Raw genomic sequence first — 15,263 nt, 5'->3', positions numbered from 1 at the left:
CCTCTCAATTCTGTTGGTTGCTACCACCACCCAACTTTAGCCACGGAAACGGGAAAACGCACGACCGACGCGTTCGTGTTGCGTCGCTCGTGCGTTTTCGCATGATTTCCCGGCCGCGGCGGCGTCTTCCGATGCGCCATCCGGCGTCGTCGTGGCGGGGATGGCCGATCCGGCCGGGAGGCGCCGGTCAGACGGCGGTGCCGTTGGCGTCCAGATTGGGATTGTGCCGCGAGTCGCCGGCGGTGAAGAACAGGCTGAGCACGCCCACGACGAACACGGCCGCCACGGTGGCGACCAGCCACATCGGATGGCTGGGCAGCCACATGATCACGACGAATGCGACGGCGGCGAGCACGATGAGCGTCCAGCTGGCCACGCGGAACCACTGACGCACCGAATGCGGCGCCTTGAACGCCTTCGGATCGCGGTAGTTGGGGTCCGATTCGAATGCGGACGCCTCCTCGTCGGCGAAGTGCGCGGTCGGCTTCCACGGGCCGTCCTCGCCTTCCTGGATGCGGCGGGACTTCTCCTGCAATGCGTATTCGTCGATCATGCCGGCCCGGGCGCGCCCGCGGGTCTGATCGTACTGCGACGGGATTCCCCTGCGCTGGTCCTTGGCCGCCTTGCGGCGCTCTGCACGGTTCGGCATCGTTGCTTCTCTCCTTACGACTGTACGGCGGATGACTGCGCACCACTCTACCCCAGTCCCGGCCGTGCGACGCAAAGAACCGCCGTATGCGGAGACGCCGTTGCGGATGGAATCGACCAATCGTATGACCCTGCCGGCGAGCCTGCCATCATGGGAATCCTACAATGAAGACACAGGGGGGACCACCCATTCAATGACGAATCTAGGGAGGCATCATGCAAGTCCACAGCCTGCGCTTCGCGTCGGCGAAGCCGATTATCGCAGCCTTGGCCGGCGTGGTGATTCTGTTACCGCTGACATCCTGCGCCTCCACCGACGCACAGGCTCCTGCAGACGACGTCACGGTGACCGATACCGAACGGTCGAACGAGGCGACGTCCAACGATACGGATCCGGGCCATGTCCTCGACCGCGAGCGGGTCGCCCGTCTCGAGTCCATGGTCCGCACGCCGGATGACGCGATCGTCGCCGCCGGCCCGACGCCGAGTTACGAGACGGTCGCCGGGCGCAGGCAGATCGCCACCATCCGCAATGAGGATGATCTGACCTACGGCCCAGGCCATTACGTGCTGACCACGTATTGCATGGGCGAGAACTCCCTGACCATCGACTTCTCCATGGGCGACGGTCTGCAGTCCGGCACGATGTCCTGCACTCCGGAATCCTCGTCCAGACAGTTGGAGTTCATTCTCGTTGAAACGGAACGGTCGATGTCCGTGCAGATCACTCCCGACGCCACCGCTCCCGCCGAGATCGCCTACCGTCTGGACCTGCTTTCATGACCGTCAGAGGACTCCGGCGCCCCTGCCGCGATCATCACGGCAACGGTATCGCGAGGCGGCTTCAAGGTCGCCCGCGGCTTATCGATGCAGCAATGTCGGGCATGGGCGCCGCCTTGTTCTGTCTGGATTGGATCAACAGCGTCGGATTGACCGTACAGGACCACGTGCAGAATGCGCTGCTGATGATATTCACCGTGCTGCTTCCGTTCAACCCGACCATATGTAGTATCATCATCACGCTCTTGTCACTGGCAATGGCCTATGCACTCCCTGCAGCCACCATATACTGGCTTTTCTCCACACCCTGTCTTCTGGCACTGATTTTCCTGGCAAAAAGCGTTAGACGGCCGATACCTACGGCGATCATATTCTTCATCATGCAGCTTCTCGCCGCAACAGGCACGATCACGCATAACGAGGAACTGCGTTCCCTGATACTTGGCTACCAACCGCTGATAATCGCATGGGCAATCGGCACGCTCCTCGGGTGCGCCATTGAGGCGCAACGGAAGAGAACCATCGCGGAGGAAAAGGCTTCTCACCGATCCGAGCAGCTACGGGTTCTGCATGTCCTGCACGATTCCGTGGCGAACGATCTCGTATATGCGGTGACACAGTGCAAATCATTGCGCACGGAGCTTACCGACAGGGGCTCCATCGCCAAAACCGACGACGTCATCACCGCACTGGAGTCCGGTCTTGCACAACTACGTCAGCAGATCATCGAGCCAGCGAAACGGGATATCGAGACAATAGATAAACCGGGTACCGACGCCGGACATATACAGACGCCTGATACGCAGGCGTGCATCCATAGCACCATGCGGACAATCGAACAACGGCTCCGGCAGTGTGGATTCGCCGGCAAGCCGCAGATCAGTGGCAATCTCAGCGTCATACGGGAGGAAGTCATCGACGTCATCGACATGACCATACATGAGCTTGGTGGCAACATCATCAAATATGGGGAACCTGGCGCATATGCTCTCGCCATTAATGTCTCCGCGGACGGAACCGTCACCATTGTTTCATCCAACCGATATCGGCCACGGACGGATGCGCCATGCTGGTCATCAACATCGGACACATGCCACACCCCGATACTGTTGTCCAACAGACTGCGCTCCATAGGCGGCAGCATGTCGGTCAGCAGAGAGGACGGGGAATGGACCGCATGCGTTTGCATCCCTGACGCGTATCGCGACAAAGCATGGCAACACACCGATGAGGACGACAATAGATAGAGACGACAAAAACCGGCGGCACTGAGTACTTGTCGGTTCCACCCCGTACCACTAATCTCACCTCCGGAAAGCGCAGATCATGAATCATAAGCATGACCAGAATATGGATTGTGCCTCCATCGGCATCGTGGACAATGATCCGCTGGTGTCAAGGGCGCTCGAATCGATGTTCACCGACCGTCCGACTCCACTGCAGGTGTTATGGAACGTACAGTCAGGTGAAGATGCATTGCGACTGTGCATGGACTCCGACATGAGACCGGATCTGGTGCTCACCGACCTGCGCATGCCGGCCATGGACGGCAAGGAGCTTGCCGAACGTCTGCGGTCCGAATATCCCACGATGGCCGTATTGGGCATGAGCGCGTTCCAACTCGAATATACGACGGAGCAGCTCTCCGCAGCGGGCATGAGCGGGATGATCCGCAAAGAGGCGGATACGCAGGAGTACGTGCAGATGATCGGACGGATTCTGAACCGTCCCAAGATGATGGAGTGGCGAGAGCATTCGTTCGCCTTCGAACGGATGATGCTCACCGATACGGAGATCTCCGTGATGCGCGAATATCTCAAGGGCCGCACCACGGCGGCGACCGCTCGCGTGATGCACATGAGCGAAGGCACGATCAAAACCCACATGAACAATGCCTACAGGAAAATGGGCGTACACAGCCGGGCGGAGGCGATTCGCATCTGTGTACGCGAGCATGTGCTGTAGCAAATGTTCCGCAGGCAAATGCACCCACGAAAACGTTGGCTTGATCCCTTTGCTGTGAATCGAGCAAGACCTTTCGTATATGAGCTCAATGAAAACGAGCCTTGTTATTCGAATATGCTGTTCCCACAATATGGACAGTAGGCCATGCCAAGCGACTCCGAAAGCGGCAGATGCTTAGTGCAGTGCGGACATTTCCAGACGATAAACTGGATTGCGAAACCGCAGACCGCACTCACCAACCCGGAAATGCCAAAGACAGCCGTCAGCATCTGATATCGTTCATCAACGAGGACTCCGACGACGAGCAAAACCATCCCCAAAGCAATAAGAGAGTTATACAACACCCGCCATGTTCTCAAGTTCACTCTTCATCCTTTCGGAAACACGCTTAACCAGCCGAATCAGTCTGCTCTGACCCATTTCGACAGAGCAGAGAACGCCGATCCGCATGCCCCCCTGCTCTCGTGCTCCGTTATACGCTCACCGGCACAGTCCCGCAATACGAACGGCGATATCTGTCCGTTCGTATGATGTCCTCGTAGCGGTTGAGCAATCCAGTCGCCGATAATAACCGTATGCACCCCATATGCAGGACCGGCAGCAACGAGGCTAAGCCGGTCGACATCGAAAGGTATTGACATGGACGCCATTCGGGATTGGCTGATACGCCATAGGGAAACGAGTCTGGTGGGCGGCCTGCTGATGGCGGCCTTGTCGGCCTTGCCGATACAGCTTTCCTCCAAGCAGACGCAGGTGACCTGGCTGACCGTAGTGGAACTGGCGATGGCGCTATGTTCCGTGTACCTGCTGTACGCCCCACTTGGCTACGTGTCGGAAGACGACACCACCCTCGACAGGATGACCCTTCTGGCGGCACGGCACCGATTCGCCGCCTACGGGATTGCAGCCGTGATGCTGCTGCTCGTCGCGACACTGACATGGAGCGGCCTGATCGATCCTTCGCCGCTGTGGATCGACATCGTCATACGCCTGCTCATATGGTCGTCGGTGGCTCTTCTGCTGGCTCCGACGATGTATGCTCAGCGAAACCGCGAATAGACCATTCGCGACGAATGCGCTCATCATATAGGCCCGCGCTTCTCCCCAAGAGAGGCACGGGCCTATATCACAATGAGCCGGCGACGTCAGCGCGGCAGCGCCATCGGGCGCTGCGACGCGTGGATCGGCGCGGGCAGTTCGGTGGAGCCGGTCAGGTATTCGTCGACGGCGGCCGCGCAGGAGCGGCCTTCGGCGACGGCCCACACGACGAGGCTCTGGCCGCGGCCCGCGTCGCCGGCGACGAACACGCCGTCCTGCGACGTGGCGAAGCGCTCGTCGCGCGCCACGTTGCCGCGGCCGTCGAGGTCGACGGGCAGCTGGTCGACGAGCGTCGTGGTGTCCGGGTGCAGGAAGCCGACGGAGATGAGCACCAGGTCGGCGGGCAGCACGCGTTCGGTGCCCGGCTGGCGGGTGAACGGACCGTCCTCCCCCGGCGCCACGTCGACGACGCGCAGGCCGGTCACGTGGCCGTGCCCGTCGGCGACGAAGCCTTCGGTGGCGGTCGAATGCTCGACGTGCACCTTCGCCTGCTCCTCGTCGGAGCCGATGAAGTCCACCGAATCGGTGCTGTACAGGTATTCGCCGCCTTCGGCCATCGACGTGGTCTTCTGGTAGAGGCGGGCGAACGTCGGCCACGGCTGGGCGTCGGGCCGTTCCGTCGGCTCCTTGGGCATGATCTGGAGCACGGTCACGTCCTTGGCGCCCTGACGGATCGCGGTGCCCAGGCAGTCGGAGCCGGTGTCGCCGCCGCCGATGACGATCACGTGCTTGTCCTTCGCGTCGATGCCGTGCACCGGTTCGACGCCGTAGACGCGGCGGGTCGCGTCGGGCAGGTATTCCATCGCGAAGTGGATGCCGTCGAGCGTGCGGCCGGGCAGGTTCATGTCGCGCGGCACGGTCGAACCGATGGCGACGACGACCGCGTCGTAGCGCGAGCGCAGGTCGTCCCAGCTGATGTCGCGGCCGATCTCGACGCCGGTGCGGAACACGGTGCCTTCGGCCTCCATCTGCTCGACGCGACGGTCGATGAGCCGCTTGTCGAGCTTGAAGTTGGGGATGCCGTAGCGCATGAGGCCGCCGATCGCGTCGTCGCGCTCGTACACGACGACGGTGTGGCCGGCGCGCGTCAGCTGCTGGGCGCACGCCAGGCCGGCGGGGCCGGATCCGACGACGGCGACGGTCTGGTCGGTCAGTCGCTGCGGCGGCAGCGGCTTGACGAGGCCCAGCTCCCACGCCTGCTCGATGATGGTCAGCTCGTCGTTCTTGATCATCGTGGGCGGCTGGTGGATGCCCAGCACGCACGCCGACTCGCACAGGGCCGGGCAGATGCGGCCGGTGAACTCGGGGAAGTTGGACGTGGACGACAGGCGGTTGTACGCGTCCTCCCACTGCCCGCGGACCACGAGGTCGTTGAATTCGGGGATGAGGTTGCCCAGCGGGCAGCCGGTCATGCAGAACGGGGTGCCGCAGTCCATGCAGCGGGCCGCCTGCTCCTGCGTCCACGGCTGCAGGCCGCATTCGGCGTGCACGTCGAACCAGTCCCTGACGCGCTCGGCGACGGGTCGTTCGGCCAGCTCGCGGCGGGTGCGGACTTTCAGGAATCCTCTCGGGTCGCCCATGTCAGCGCGCTCCTTCCATAACCTGCTCGTACACCTGCTCCCAGGCGCCGGGCGCATTGAAATCGATGCCGTCCTCCTCGGCCTGCCGCATGGCGCGGGTCATCGCCACGTACTGGCGCGGCACGAGGTGCGTGAACCGGGCCGCCGCATGCTCCCAGTCGGCGAGCAGCGACGCGGCGAACGCGGATCCGGTCTGGTCGGCGTGGCGTTCCACCAGCCGGCGCACGGCCGGTCCGGTCTGGTCGTCGAGCGGTTCGAAGACCAGCGATCGGCGGGCGGCGGGGTTGACCTTGGCCATGTCGAGGTCGAGCACGTACGCGTCGCCGCCGGAGAAGCCGGCGCCGAAGTTGCGGCCGGTGGGGCCGAGGACGACGACGGTGCCGCCGGTCATATACTCGCAGCCGTGGTCGCCCACGCCTTCGACGACGAGCGTGGCGCCCGAGTTGCGCACGGCGAAGCGTTCGCCGGCGCGTCCGGACACGAGCATCTCGCCGGACGTGGCGCCGAAGCCGGTCACGTTGCCGGCGATGACGTTGTCGTGCGGGTCGAACGTCGCGTCGGCTGACGGACGCACGACGATGCGGCCGCCGGACAGGCCCTTGCCGGCGTAGTCGTTGACCTCGCCGATGACGCGAATCGTCTCGCCGCGCGGGATGAACGCGCCGATGGACTGGCCGCCGGCGCCGTGGAACGTCATGTCGACGGTGTCGTCGGGCAGGCCCTGCGCGCCGTGGCGGCGGGTGATCTCGTAGCCGACCATCGTGCCCAGCGTGCGGTTGACGTTGCGGATGGGCATGTCGATGGCGACCGGCTCGCCGTGCTCGAGCGCGGGTGCGGCGAGCTTGACGAGCGTGTTGTCGAGCGCCTCGTCGAGGCCGTGGTCCTGCGATTCGGTGTTGTGCAGGATCGTGCCGGGGATGGGGCCGGGCTGCATGAGCACGCCGGTCAGGTCGACGCCGTCGGCCTTCCAGCGACGCACGGCCTCGTCGCGTTCGAGGCATTCGACGTGGCCGACGGCCTCCTCGAGGCTGCGGAAGCCGAGTTCGGCGAGGATCTCGCGCACCTCCTGGGCGATGAACATGAAGAAGTTGACCACATGTTCGGGCTTGCCGCGGAAGCGGGCGCGCAGCTCCGGATCCTGCGTGGCGATGCCCTGCGGGCACGTGTTCTTCTGGCAGGCGCGCATCATGACGCAGCCTTCGACGATGAGCGCGGCGGTGGCGAAGCCGAACTCCTCGGCGCCCAGCAGCGCGGCCACGACCACGTCGCGGCCGGTCTTGAGCTCGCCGTCGCACTGGACGACGATGCGCGAGCGCAGGCCGTTGAGGATGAGCGTCTGCTGCGTTTCGGCCAGACCGATCTCCCACGGGGTGCCGGCGTGGCGGATCGCGTTGAGCGGGGCCGCGCCGGTGCCGCCGTCGTAGCCGGAGACGAGCACCACGTCGGCATGGCATTTGGCCACGCCGGCGGCGATGGTGCCGACGCCGAACTCGGAGACGAGCTTGACGTGGATGCGGGCCTTGGGGTTGGCCATCTTCGCGTCGTTGATGAGCTGCTTCAAATCCTCGATCGAGTAGATGTCGTGGTGCGGCGGCGGGGAGATGAGCTCGACGCCGGGGGTGGCGTGGCGGACGGCGGCGATCCACGGCGGGACCTTCGCGCCGGGCAGGTGGCCGCCTTCGCCGGGCTTGGCGCCCTGGGCGAGCTTGATCTGCAGGTCGGTGGCGTGCACGAGGTAGTCGGAGGTGACGCCGAAGCGCGCGGAGGCGATCTGCTTGATGCGGCTGCATCGCAGCGGGTCGTTCATGCGGTCGTCGGATTCGCCGCCCTCGCCGGAGTTGGAGCGCGCGCCGATCGTGTTCATCGCGACGGCGAGCGTCTCGTGCGCCTCCTGGGAGATGGAGCCGTAGCTCATCGCGCCGGTGGAGAAGCGCTTGACGATCTCGGACGCGGGTTCGACCTCGTCGATGGGCACGGGCGTGCGGTCGTGGCGGAACGCCATGAGGCCGCGCAGCGTCATGAGACGGTTCGACGTGTCGTCGATGTGGTGCGTGTAGCGCTTGAACATGCCGTAGTCGCCGCGCATCGTGGACTGCTGGAGCAGGAAGATCGCCTCGGGGTCGTTGAGATGGTCCTCGCCGGTGCGGCGCCACTTGTATTCGCCGCCGGTCTCCAGGCCCGTGTGCGGGGTGGCGGTCCACTGGTTCGGATAGGCGGCCCGGTGGCGGATGGCGACCTCCTCGGCGATCTCGTCGAGGCCGACGCCGCCGACCTGGGAGACGGTGCCGGTGAAGTAGCGGTCGATGGTCTCCTTGTTCAGGCCGACCGCCTCGAACAGCTGCGAGCCGCGGTAGCTCATGATGGTGGACACGCCCATCTTGGCCATGATCTTGAGCACGCCGACGGACAGCGCGTTGACGAGGTTCCGCACGGCGGTGGCCGCGTCGACCTTGAGATAGCCGGTGCGGGCGAGGTGCTCGACGGATTCGAACGCCAGGTACGGGTTGACGCAGGCCGCGCCGTAGGCGATGAGCAGGGCGACGTGGTGGACCTCGCGCACGTCGCCGGCCTCGACGGCCATCGACACCTGGGTGCGCGTGTGACGGCGCAGCAGGTGGTGCTGGACGGCGCCGGTGAGCAGCAGCGACGGAATCGGGCCCCACGTGTGGTTCGAGTCGCGGTCGGACAGGACGATGAAGTTGCAGCCGCGTGCGATCGCCTCGTCGACCTCGGCGAAGATCTCGTCGAGCCGGTCGGCGAGCGCCTTGCCGCCGCCGGCGACCTGGTAGAGGCCGCGGACGATGTACGGCTTGTAGTGGCCTTCGAGGCGGGGCGCGCGGTCGAGCCGCTTGAGTCGGGCCATGTCGTCGGAGTCTACGACGGGCAGGGGGATGAGGATCTTGCGTGCGTGGGGCGCGCCGTCCTCGAGGAGGTTGGGTTCGGGTCCGATGGCGGATTCGAGGGAGGTGACGACGCGTTCGCGTTCCCAGTCGAGCGGCGGGTTGGTGACCTGCGCGAACTTCTGGTGGAAGTAGTCGAACAGCATGCGGCTGCGGCGGGAGAGGACGGGCAGCGGGTTGTCGTTACCCATGGAGCCGAGGGGTTCCTTGCCGGTGTCGGCCATGGGGGCGAGCAGGAGGCGCAGGTCCTCTTCGGTGTAGCCGAAGGCGCGCTGGCGGCGGATCACGGATTGGCCGGAGTGGTTGACGTGTTCGCGGCGGGGCAGTTCGTCGAGGCTGATGGCGTTGCCTTCGAGCCATTGGCGGTACGGGTGCTGGGCGGCGAGGTCGTGCTTGATCTCCTCGTCGGGGATGATGCGTCCCTGTGCGGTGTCGACGAGGAACATGCGGCCGGGTTCGAGGCGGCCCTTGGCGACGATGTGCTCGTCGCCCACGTCGGGCAGGACGCCGGTTTCGGAGGCGAGGACGACGAGGCCGTCGTCGGTGAGCTGCCAGCGGCCGGGGCGGAAGCCGTTGCGGTCGAGCAGGGCGCCGACCTGGGTGCCGTCGGTGAAGACGATGTGGGCGGGGCCGTCCCAAGGTTCGATGAGCGTGTTGTTGTAGGCGTGGAAGGCGCGCACGTCCGGGTCGAGGGTGTCGTCGTTCTCCCATGCGGGCGGCAGCATCATGGAGATGGCGTGGGGCATCGAACGGCCGGCGAGGTGGAGCAGTTCGAGGCATTCGTCGAAGGTGCCCGAGTCGGAGTAGCCGGGGGTGTCGATGGGCAGGAGCGGCTTGAGCTCGCCCAGGAGTGCGGAGCTGAGCCGGCCTTCGCGGGCGGACAGCCAGTTGCGGTTGCCCTGGATGGTGTTGATCTCGCCGTTGTGGGCGAGCTGGCGGAACGGCTGGGCGAGCGGCCAGCTGGGGAACGTGTTGGTGGAGAAGCGCGAGTGGACGATCGCGATGGTCGTGGCCATGTCGGGGTGGGACAGGTCAGGGAAGAAGGGGCGCAGCTGCATGGTGGTGAGCATGCCCTTGTAGGTGATGGTGCGCGACGAGAGGGACGCGAAGTAGACGCCGACCTCATGTTCGACGCGTTTGCGGATGCGGAACGCCTTGCGGTCGAGGTCGAGTCCGGCGAGCGCGGCGTCGGGGGCGGCGACGACGAGCGTCTTGAATCCGGGCATGGAGGCGAGCGCCTGCAGGCCGAGCCCGTCGGGGTTGACGGGGACGGGATGCCAGGCGAGCACGTCGAGGCCCTCCTCGCGCACGATGGCGGCGATGGCCTGCTCCTGGCGGGCGGAGGCGGCGAGGTCGCGTTCGAGGAACGCGATGCCGGCGGCGTACCGGCCGGCTTCGGGAAGGTCGACGCCGGCGGTGGCGCGCATGAACGCGTCGGGCATGGCCATGAGGATGCCCGCGCCGTCGCCGGTGTTGGCTTCGGCGCCGACGGCGCCGCGGTGGTTGAGGTTGACGAGCACGTCGATGGCGTCGTCGACGATTCTACGCTCCGCGTGGCCGCCGAGCGTGGCGACCATGCCCACGCCGCAGGCGTCGTGTTCGGCCCCGGGGTCGTAGAGGCCTTGTCGTTGTTGGATGCTCAAGTCGAGCGGAGCGTGGAAAGTCACCGAAACCACCTTCGAATCTTTTGTGGCGGCCTTTGCGGGCCGCGGTTCTTTGGATAATGCGCCTGACAGGGTATCGCCGGCATATGTCGGACGCGTTTCGGCGTCCATATACCGAATCGGGTGAAATGTCAATACCCGTTTCGCGTGGTTTCCGTGAGGTTTTGCCGGTACGGCCCCGACGCGGGAGGGCTGCTGTCGGCGCGCCCAATAGAATGGACGGGTCATGCGCAGCAGTATCAAACGCGAAGGAGCATCATCATGACCCAAGTCGACACGACGTGCGTGCAGGGCGGCTATCGGCCGGGCAACGGCGAGTCGCGCACTCCCCCGATCATCCAGGCCACGACGTTCAGGTACACGTCGAGCGAGCAGATGAGCCGCCTGTTCGACCTGTCCGAATCGGGCTATTTCTACACGCGTCTGCAGAACCCGACCAACGACACGGTCGCGGCGAGGATCTGCGAGCTGGAGGGCGGCGCGGCGGCGATGCTGACCAGCTCGGGCCAGGCGGCGAACTTCTTCGCGCTGTTCAACATCTGCACCAACGGCGATCACATCGTCGCCTCGTCGGCGATCTACGGCGGCACGTTCAACCTGATCAACGTGACGATGGCGAAGATGGGCGTCGAATGCACGTTCGTGGACCCGGACTGCACGCCCGAGGAGCTGGAGGCGGCGTTCCGTCCGAACACGAAGGCCGTGTTCGCCGAGTCGATCTCCAACCCGGCGCTGATCGTGCTCGACTTCGACAAGTTCGTCGCGGCCGCGCACGGCCACGGCGTGCCGCTGATCGTCGACAACACGTTCCCGACGCCGGTCAACTGCCGTCCGTTCGAGTACGGCGTGGACATCGTCACCCATGCGACCACCAAGTACATGGACGGCCACGGCTCGTGCGTGGGCGGCGCGATCGTCGATTCGGGCCGTTTCGACTGGATGGCGCACGCGGACAAGTTCCCGGGACTGACCACGCCGGACGACTCGTACCACGGCGTCACGTACGCGAAGGACTTCGGCCCGGCCGCGTTCATCACGAAGGCGACCGCGCAGCTCATGCGCGACTTCGGATCCACCCCGGCGCCGATCAACTCGTGGATCATGGGCATGCATCTGGAGTCGCTGGCCGTGCGCATGGAGCGCCACTGCGCCAACGCGCAGAAGGTCGCCGAGTTCCTGGCCGCCGACCCGCGCATCTCCTGGGTCAGCTACCCGGGCCTGGAGGGCGACAGGTACCATGCGCTGGCCGAGAAGTACATGCCCAACGGCACGTGCGGCGTGATCTCCTTCGGCGTGCCGGGCGGCCGCGAGAAGGTGTCGGCGCTGCTCGACGCGTTCAAGCTGGTGTCGATCGCCACGCATGTGGCCGATGCGCGCAGCTGCACGCTCTACCCGGCAGGCACCACGCACCGCCAGCTCACCGAGCGGCAGCTCGAGGAGGCCGGCGTCGGCATCGACCTGGTGCGTCTGAGCTGCGGCATCGAGAACGCGGACGACATCATCGCCGACCTCAAGCAGGCGATGGACGCCGTGCTCGGCTGACGGTTCCTCCGCCGGCATCGCCGGACATCATGACGGGCGGCCCGTCGCGTACGCAACGCGACGGGCCGCCCCCCGTATGCCGCGGCCGTCGGCCGACGGGCCGCTCCCCTACTGGCGGTAGTAGCTCAGGAAGTCGGCGAGCTTGTCGGTCGCGTCCCGGAGCACTTCGATGCGAGGCAGGTAGACGATGCGGAAATGGTCCGGCTCGCCCCAGTTGAAGCCGCCGCCGCGCGTGATGAGGATGCGCTTGTCGTGCAGCAGGTCGAGCGCGAACTGCTCGTCGTCGGTGATGTTGAAGCGTTTGACGTCGAGCTTGGGGAAGATGTAGAAGCCGGCCTTGGGCTTGACTGCGGTGACGCCGGGGATCGCGTTGAGCGCCTCGTAGATGAAGTCGCGCTGCTCGTAGACGCGGCCGCCGGGCACGATGTAGTCGTTGACGCTCTGGTGGCCGCCGAGCGCGGTCTGCACGATCGACTGGGCGGGCACGTTCGAGCAGATGCGCATGTTGGTGAGCATGTTGAGGCCCTCGATGTAGTCGCGGGCGACGTTCTTGTTGCCGCTCAGGATCATCCAGCCGACGCGGAAGCCGGCGATCATATGCGACTTCGACAGGCCGGAGAACGTCACGCAGAACAGGTCGGGCGCGAGCGAGGCGATCGAGACGTGCTCGAGGCCGTCCATGACGAGACGGTCGTAGATCTCGTCGGAGAAGATCATGAGCTGGTGCTCGCGCGCCAGGTCGACGATCTGCTGGAGCACCTCCCTAGGGTAGAGCGCGCCGGTGGGGTTGTTCGGGTTGATCACGACGATCGCCTTGGTGCGGTCGGTGATCTTGGCGCGCATGTCGTCGATGTCGGGATTCCATTCGGACTGCTCGTCGCACACGTAGTGCACGGGGGTGCCGCCGGCGAGGTTCACGCACGCGGTCCACAGCGGGTAGTCGGGGCTGGGCACGAGCACCTCGTCGCCGTCGTCGAGCAGCGCGGACAGCGACAGGTTGATCAGCTCGCTGACGCCGTTGCCGGTGTAGATGTCCTCGATGCCCACGTTGGGCAGATGCTTGATCTGCGCGTACTGCATGATCGCCTTGCGCGCGGAGAACAGGCCCTTGGACGCGGAGTAGCCCTCGCAGTCGGTCAGCTGGCGGGCCATGTCGTAGATGACCTCGTCGGGGGTGCGGAAGCCGAAGGGCGCGGGGTTGCCGATGTTGAGCTTGAGCACGTGCGTGCCGCTCGCCTCCATGCGGGCGGCCTCGTCGACCACCGGTCCGCGCACGTCGTAGAGGACGTCGTCGAGTTTGCGGGATTTTCCGAAGTGACGCATGGTGGTTCCTTCCGTGATGGTGGCGGCCGGTCGGGCCGTCTCGTCCGCGCCGGACGATGGCGCGTCCGCGCGCGGCGTCGTCGCATCGTCGCGCGGCGTTGCGGTCCGATCCCGGCCGAGCAGCCAGTCGGCGTCGACGTCGAGCGTGTCGGCGATGAAGCGCAGCGTGTCGGTGCGCGGCACGGTCTTGCCGCTCACGTACTGGCTGACGTTGCTCTTGCCGAGTTTGACGCCGGCGCGCTGGGCGGCGTGGACCAGGTCGACCTGCTTCATGCCGCGGGCGTGCATCGCGATGCCCAGCCGTTGCGCGAATGTCGCCATGGAGGCGCCTCCTTGTCCCGAACCGAAGTTCAAAGTTCAAACCGCTGGTTCAGAACCCTAGCACCGCCGGAGTACGGAAACGCCCGGAAGTTCAATCTACGGGACGATCCGTAATTGAACTTCCGGGCGGCGCAACGCATGAATCGGTTCAGCCGACTTCACTCGGCATCCGTCAGGAACCCGTCGCCCACCGATCAGACGCTGCGGAACGACTCCTTGGTCTTGGCGGCGAGCTGGCCGCAGGCGCCGTCGATGTCCTGGCCGCGCGTGTCGCGCAGGGTCGCGGTGATGCCGGCCGCGTGCAGGATCTTCAGGAACCGCCGCTCGTCCTCGGGGTCGGACGCGGTCCAGCGCGAGCCCTCGATCGGGTTGAGCGGGATCGGGTTGACGTGCACCCAGTCGTCGCCGTAGTGGTTGAGCCTCTTGGCGAGCAGGCGCGCGTGCTCGGCCTGGTCGTTGATGCCGCGCATGAGCGCGTATTCGATGCTCACGCGGCGCTTGGACGCCAGATAGTAGTCGTGGGCGGCGTCGAGTACCTGCGTGGTGTCGAAGCGTCGGTTCATCGGCACGAGCTCGTCGCGCAGCTCGTCGCTCGGCGCGTGCAGCGACACGGCCAGACGCACCGGGATGCCCTCGTCGATGAGCTTGCGGATGCCGGGCACCACGCCCACGGTGGAGACGGTGATGTTGCGCGCCGAGATGCCGAAGCCCTCCGGCGGCATCGCGCTGATCTGGCGCACGGCCGAGATCACGGAGCGGTAGTTGCCCATCGGCTCGCCCATGCCCATGAACACGATGTTGCTCAGTCGGCCGGGGCCGCCGGCGACTTCGCCGTCGCGCATCATGCGCGCGGCGACGCGCACCTGTTCGAGGATCTCACCGGTCGACATGTTGCGCGTCAGACCCAGCTGGCCGGTGGCGCAGAACGGGCAGCCCATGCCGCAGCCGACCTGGCTGGAGATGCACAGCGTGGTGCGCGTCGGGTAGCGCATGAGCACCGATTCGATGTGGGAGCCGTCGAAGAGGCGCCACAGGGTCTTGATCGTCATGCCCTCGTCGGCGACCTGGCGGGTGACCTCGTGGATGAGTTCGGGGAAGAACGCCTCGGCCGCCTCGGCGCGCCGGGCCGCCGGGAAGTCGGTGAAGTCCTGCGCGTTCACGTCGAAATGACCGTAGTAGTGGTTCGCGAGCTGCTTGACGCGGAACTTCGGCAGGCCCAGTTCAGCAGCCTTGGCGATGCGCTCCTCGGGGGTCATGTCGACGAAGTGGACCGGCGGCTTGCCGCGGCGCGCGTGGTCCTTGGACAGGACGTCGCGGAACGCGCCGGTCGTGCCTCCGGGGGTGATGCCGGTTTCGGGAAGGTCGGTGGTCATCTGGTCCTCACCTGTCTGGTCGGGTTCGTGGATGGGGAAACGGGAAGGCATGGAATCGCCCGCCGGTCC

General features: G+C 65.5%; 10 protein-coding genes. 5 read left to right on the top strand and 5 right to left on the bottom strand.

What is annotated here, in order from left to right; genetic code table 11:
* Positions 1–187: 187 nt before the first annotated feature.
* Positions 188–649, bottom strand: a complete 462-nt coding sequence (locus tag D2E24_RS08210; protein ID WP_125968860.1) for a tripartite tricarboxylate transporter TctB family protein — start codon at positions 647–649, stop codon at positions 188–190.
* A gap of 215 nt (positions 650–864) precedes the next feature.
* Here D2E24_RS08210 and D2E24_RS08205 point away from each other — a divergent pair, with 215 nt between their 5' ends.
* From D2E24_RS08205 to D2E24_RS08190, 4 genes are all read left to right on the top strand, one after another.
* Positions 865–1,431 (top strand): hypothetical protein, encoded by a 567-nt coding sequence (locus D2E24_RS08205; RefSeq protein ID WP_125968859.1) that lies wholly within the window; start codon positions 865–867, stop codon positions 1,429–1,431.
* Between the two features lie 92 nt (positions 1,432–1,523).
* On the top strand, positions 1,524–2,675 hold the full coding sequence (locus D2E24_RS08200) for a hypothetical protein (protein WP_125968858.1): 1,152 nt from the start codon (positions 1,524–1,526) through the stop codon (positions 2,673–2,675).
* A 79-nt stretch (positions 2,676–2,754) separates the two neighbouring features.
* A complete protein-coding gene (locus D2E24_RS08195) occupies positions 2,755–3,393 on the top strand; it encodes a response regulator transcription factor (protein ID WP_125968857.1) in 639 nt (212 codons plus the stop codon).
* Between the two features lie 639 nt (positions 3,394–4,032).
* Positions 4,033–4,452: a hypothetical protein gene (locus D2E24_RS08190; protein WP_125968856.1), complete on the top strand. Its 420-nt coding sequence runs from the start codon at positions 4,033–4,035 to the stop codon at positions 4,450–4,452.
* Between the two features lie 86 nt (positions 4,453–4,538).
* On the opposite strand, the gene D2E24_RS08185 is transcribed toward D2E24_RS08190, so the two are convergent.
* Both D2E24_RS08185 and gltB read right to left on the bottom strand, forming a co-directional pair.
* Positions 4,539–6,071: a glutamate synthase subunit beta gene (locus tag D2E24_RS08185; protein WP_125968855.1), complete on the bottom strand. Its 1,533-nt coding sequence runs from the start codon at positions 6,069–6,071 to the stop codon at positions 4,539–4,541.
* A 1-nt stretch (position 6,072) separates the two neighbouring features.
* Positions 6,073–10,638: a glutamate synthase large subunit gene (gene gltB, locus D2E24_RS08180; RefSeq protein ID WP_125968854.1), complete on the bottom strand. Its 4,566-nt coding sequence runs from the start codon at positions 10,636–10,638 to the stop codon at positions 6,073–6,075.
* A gap of 258 nt (positions 10,639–10,896) precedes the next feature.
* Between gltB and D2E24_RS08175 the strand changes: the two genes are divergently transcribed.
* A complete protein-coding gene (locus D2E24_RS08175; RefSeq protein WP_125968853.1) occupies positions 10,897–12,177 on the top strand; it encodes an O-acetylhomoserine aminocarboxypropyltransferase/cysteine synthase family protein in 1,281 nt (426 codons plus the stop codon).
* Positions 12,178–12,285: 108 nt separating this feature from the next.
* Here the strand turns inward: D2E24_RS08175 and D2E24_RS08170 are convergent, their stop codons facing one another.
* Together D2E24_RS08170 and rlmN are read right to left on the bottom strand one after the other, a co-directional pair.
* A complete protein-coding gene (locus tag D2E24_RS08170) occupies positions 12,286–13,821 on the bottom strand; it encodes an aminotransferase class I/II-fold pyridoxal phosphate-dependent enzyme (RefSeq protein ID WP_125968852.1) in 1,536 nt (511 codons plus the stop codon).
* Between the two features lie 194 nt (positions 13,822–14,015).
* On the bottom strand, positions 14,016–15,194 hold the full coding sequence (gene rlmN, locus D2E24_RS08165) for a dual-specificity RNA methyltransferase RlmN (RefSeq protein WP_125968851.1): 1,179 nt from the start codon (positions 15,192–15,194) through the stop codon (positions 14,016–14,018).
* Between the last annotated feature and the right edge of the window lie 69 nt (positions 15,195–15,263).

The organism is Bifidobacterium samirii (assembly GCF_003952945.1).
GTDB lineage: Bacteria > Actinomycetota > Actinomycetes > Actinomycetales > Bifidobacteriaceae > Bifidobacterium > Bifidobacterium samirii.
Note: the sequence above shows the minus strand (reverse complement) of the source record. Positions and strands in the feature narration are given on the sequence as shown.

Excerpts from the sequence above, each read along its gene's own strand:
- D2E24_RS08175 (WP_125968853.1), top strand. The coding sequence starts at position 10,897 with ATGACCCAAGTCGACACGACGTGCGTGCAGGGCGGCTATCGGCCGGGC.
- D2E24_RS08185 (WP_125968855.1), bottom strand. The coding sequence starts at position 6,071 with ATGGGCGACCCGAGAGGATTCCTGAAAGTCCGCACCCGCCGCGAGCTG.
- D2E24_RS08195 (WP_125968857.1), top strand. The coding sequence starts at position 2,755 with ATGAATCATAAGCATGACCAGAATATGGATTGTGCCTCCATCGGCATC.
- rlmN (WP_125968851.1), bottom strand. The coding sequence starts at position 15,194 with ATGACCACCGACCTTCCCGAAACCGGCATCACCCCCGGAGGCACGACC.
- D2E24_RS08170 (WP_125968852.1), bottom strand. The coding sequence starts at position 13,821 with ATGGCGACATTCGCGCAACGGCTGGGCATCGCGATGCACGCCCGCGGC.
- D2E24_RS08210 (WP_125968860.1), bottom strand. The coding sequence starts at position 649 with ATGCCGAACCGTGCAGAGCGCCGCAAGGCGGCCAAGGACCAGCGCAGG.
- D2E24_RS08205 (WP_125968859.1), top strand. The coding sequence starts at position 865 with ATGCAAGTCCACAGCCTGCGCTTCGCGTCGGCGAAGCCGATTATCGCA.
- D2E24_RS08200 (WP_125968858.1), top strand. The coding sequence starts at position 1,524 with ATGTCGGGCATGGGCGCCGCCTTGTTCTGTCTGGATTGGATCAACAGC.
- D2E24_RS08190 (WP_125968856.1), top strand. The coding sequence starts at position 4,033 with ATGGACGCCATTCGGGATTGGCTGATACGCCATAGGGAAACGAGTCTG.